Genomic DNA, 3,415 nt, shown 5'->3' with positions numbered 1-3,415 from the left:
AGGCCGCCCTCGTCGCCGAGGACGGCACCCTGCTCCACGAAGCGCGCCGGCAGGTACTCGGGAAAGGCCGAAGCCCGCTTGTGGGTGGTCCGGTCGACGAGGTCCCACAACGGGTGGCGCACCCGCTCCGGCTCCGGAGCCGGAGCCTGCGGGTCCACCTCCTGCGCGGAGGTGCCGAGCCGGGCGGCCACCTCCTTGCGGAGCGTCGGCAGCAGCGCGTAGAGCCGGTCGCCGGGGCAGGAGGTCGCGTTGAAGTCGCGGTGCCCGTAGATCTCCGCCGCCGGCAGGCCGTACTGCGCGCAGATGTGCGCGCACAGGTCCGCGAGCGCCGAGAACTGCGCCGTGGGCGGGGTCAGCGAGGTGTAGGTGCCCTCGTTCTCGATGCCGATCGACAGCGTGTTCTGCCCGACGCAGTGCGCCGCCCGCACCTGGCGGGTGCCGGAGCGCAGCTCCGCCAGACTCTGGTGGCGGCCCTCCAGCACGAACGCCCCGCGGCTGATGGTGAAGTGCTGGCCGGTGTCGATCCAGCCCTGCGCGTCCATGTGGTACGTCTGGATCGCGCGGGCCAGGGCGTAGGCGCGCTGCCGCGAATAGTCCGTCACATTCGCCGTGGCCGTGTGGTGGACGATGATCCGCTGGGGCCGGTTGCCGAGCACGGCCACGGGCTCCGAAGCGGCCCGCGCCCCCCAGGTGGCGCAGCCGATGATGTCCGGGACGGCTGCGGCCCGCGCCCGCCCGGCCGCGGCGAGCGGCAGCGCCGCACCGGCCGCGAGGGCGAGACCGCCCGTCAGGAGGGCCCGGCGGGTGAACTCGGCCGAGGCGGGCGCCGCAGGACGGTGCCGTACGAGGAAGCTCAATGGACTGCCCGTTTCCCTAGGAGGCTGCCCATTGAAGGGACTTCCGCCGCGGGCTCCGCGCAGACACACCGTGCCCGCGCCGGACTGTCCCCGGCCGGGCGCGTCCCCGGTTCCGGCGGGGCCTCAGCCCGTCGGGGCGCGGTCCAGGATCTGTTCCACCGTGCTGGTGCCGCTGCCCTCCCGTGACTCCCAGGACCAGGTCTCGTCCAACCGCAGCCTTCCGTCCGGCAGTTGCACCACCCGCGAGACGCAGTGCCCGGAGGCGGTGGTCCCGTCGCCGCGGAGCTGTACGTAGCGGAAGTCGAGGGTGTCCCCTGTGCGCGTGCCGATCAGCTGGCCCCTGACCACGTCCCCGCCGCGGTAGTCGGCCCAGACCACCCCATCCCGCTCGTGGTACGCGAACCGGGTCTGCCGGCCGACCTGCCCGGGCGCCTGGTCGGCCACGGGTACGAACACGAGGCCGTCGAGCGAACCTGCCACGGAGGACTCCCCACTGGAGACGGCGAGGCCCCCGCCCCGCCGCACGGACTGTCCCGCCACCCTAGGACGGCCCCCCGGCCGGCCCGAGGCCGGGGCCGCATCGGGCAGAGGGGGACCTGACCCGGCCGGGTGATGTCCCGCCCGCCGTCGGCCGCGTACGGGGCCCCGGGCGCGTACCCGCGCCAGCATGCACGGGTGCGCCCCGGGCCCCGCCCACCGGGGGAGAAGAGGAGGAGCCATGCCCGACCAGGACCCCGCCACGCAGCCGGTCACCGAACTGGACGCCCGCTACAGCTCCGCCCTCAACCCCCGCCCGGGGGCCGAGGACGTCACCGCCACCGACTGGGCCGTGGCCCGGCGGGAGCTGGAGTCCGCCGAGATCTTCTGGCTCTCCACCGTGCGGCCCGACGGCCGCCTCCACGTCACCCCCGTCATCGCCGCCTGGCACGACGGGGTGCTGCACTTCTCCACCGGCCCCGGGGAGCAGAAGGCCCGCAACCTCGCCCACGACGCGCACTGCGCGCTGACCACCGGCCGCAACGCCCTCACCGAAGGGCTCGACATCGTCGTCGAGGGCACGGCCCGGCGGATCTCCGAGCCGGAGGCGCTGGAGCGCGCGATCACGGCGTACGAGACGAAGTACGGCCACCACATCACCTCCCCCGAGGGCACCTTCCACGGCATCGGGGACTCCATCCGGCAGGGCGAGTCGGTGGTGTTCGCGGTGGCACCGGCCACGGCCTACGGCTTCGGGCGCGACGGCGGCGTCTACAGCCACACGCGGTGGACCTTCTGAGATCAGCCCCCGGCCGTCCGGGCCACGGTGCCGGCCCGCCGCACCTGCGCGGCCCAGTCCACGATCCGTACGGCGGCCCCCGCGGCCTCCGAGCCCCGGCAGTGGGCGTGGTGCCGGCGGGCGATGCCGTCCAGGTCCAGATGCGGGCCGAAGGCGGGATGCGCCGTCAGCCGTCGCGCGTACGCCCACACCCGCGGGTGGTCGGTGATCCGGTACACGGCGGCCGCGTCCAGGTGCCAGCGGTGCACGGTGTCCAGCTGCACCAGCGTCACCCACAACCGCACGTCCGCCGCGGTGAGGTCGCCGCCCAGCAGGTGATCGGCCGAGGTGAGCCATTCCTCCAGCGCGCCCAGCGCGCGCAGCAGGGTGGTGAGCGCGAGCTCGCGGGTCCCGGGGTCGACGCCGGACCGGCCGGCGCGCTGCGCGGCCGCGTTGATGCCCTCCTCGCAGAGCCGGCCGATGGCCGCGATCCGCTCCTCGGCGCCCTCCGGGTACAGGTCGGGGCCGGAGGCGCCGAAGCGCCGGGTGAGGTCCTGGAGGATGTCGGGGGCGTGGGTGCTGACGATGCGTCCGGTCCAGCCGTCGCTGAGGACGGGGGCCGTGGCGGGCCCCCGGTGCTGGTGGGCGCTGGCCTCGTACAGCGGGCGCAGCGCGAGGTGGCCGCCGTCGGGTGCGTCGGGCACGGCGGGCAGCACGGTGACGGGGAGGACACCGTCCAGGCCGAGCAGGCTGTGGGTGACGGCGATCCGCAGGCAGTCCGGACAGGAGGGCGCGAGATGGAGCCGGTAGCGGTGCGGGACGGCGGGGTAGCCGCTGTGCGCGTCGCGGCCGATCCTGCCGCGGAAGGAGGGCGCGGCCTGCGGGGAAGGGGCGTACATACGTCTCCCTGGGGGTGCTCGATCACGACCGAACGGCGCCGGCGGCCCGCGCGGCTCGCGCCGGGGCCGGACCGAACGCCCTTTGTTTTCCTACCAGTTCACTAGGATTCGCCGTTCTGGAGTGTCGATGCACCTCAGGCCGCTGTCAAGAGGGCCCGGGGCGCCCCGGGTCGGGGCGCCCCGGCTCACTGGCTACTTGGTGGCGAGGCCGGCGTCGGTGACTTCGGGCTTGCCGGCTTCCTTGAGGACCTTGTTGAGGAGGGTGAGGTCGTAGATGCCGGTGAGTTCGGGCTGTTCGATGAGCCTGGTCTTGACGGCGTAGTCGGCCTGGGCCTTGAGGGTGGCGGCGAGGGGGTCGTCGGTGACGAGGATGCTCTGCCAGGCGGGGTCGAGGATCTTGGCGT

General features: G+C 74.3%; 4 protein-coding genes and 1 pseudogene. 1 reads left to right on the top strand and 4 read right to left on the bottom strand.

Annotated features, from left to right (window positions below; all coding sequences use genetic code 11):
* Positions 1–857 (bottom strand): peptidoglycan recognition family protein (locus ABZ873_RS34015; RefSeq protein ID WP_360880707.1); only part of this gene is annotated, 857 nt, incomplete at its 3' end.
* 123 nt (positions 858–980) lie between these two features.
* Positions 981–1,337, bottom strand: coding sequence for a hypothetical protein (locus ABZ873_RS34010; RefSeq protein ID WP_360880704.1), 357 nt, complete (start codon positions 1,335–1,337; stop codon positions 981–983).
* A gap of 238 nt (positions 1,338–1,575) precedes the next feature.
* Here ABZ873_RS34010 and ABZ873_RS34005 point away from each other — a divergent pair, with 238 nt between their 5' ends.
* On the top strand, positions 1,576–2,133 hold the full coding sequence (locus ABZ873_RS34005) for a pyridoxamine 5'-phosphate oxidase family protein (protein ID WP_360880701.1): 558 nt from the start codon (positions 1,576–1,578) through the stop codon (positions 2,131–2,133).
* 2 nt (positions 2,134–2,135) lie between these two features.
* Here ABZ873_RS34005 and ABZ873_RS34000 read toward each other — a convergent pair whose 3' ends face one another.
* Complete coding sequence (locus ABZ873_RS34000; RefSeq protein WP_360880699.1) at positions 2,136–3,011, bottom strand: glutathione S-transferase C-terminal domain-containing protein; 876 nt, start codon at positions 3,009–3,011, stop codon at positions 2,136–2,138.
* 192 nt (positions 3,012–3,203) lie between these two features.
* Positions 3,204–3,415: pseudogene (locus ABZ873_RS33995) on the bottom strand (sulfate ABC transporter substrate-binding protein); the annotation flags it as partial.

The sequence above is a fragment of the Streptomyces sp. NPDC047014 genome, assembly GCF_040644195.1.
Taxonomy (GTDB): Bacteria; Actinomycetota; Actinomycetes; order Streptomycetales; family Streptomycetaceae; genus Streptomyces.
This window is presented reverse-complemented; position numbering and strand designations above follow the sequence as displayed.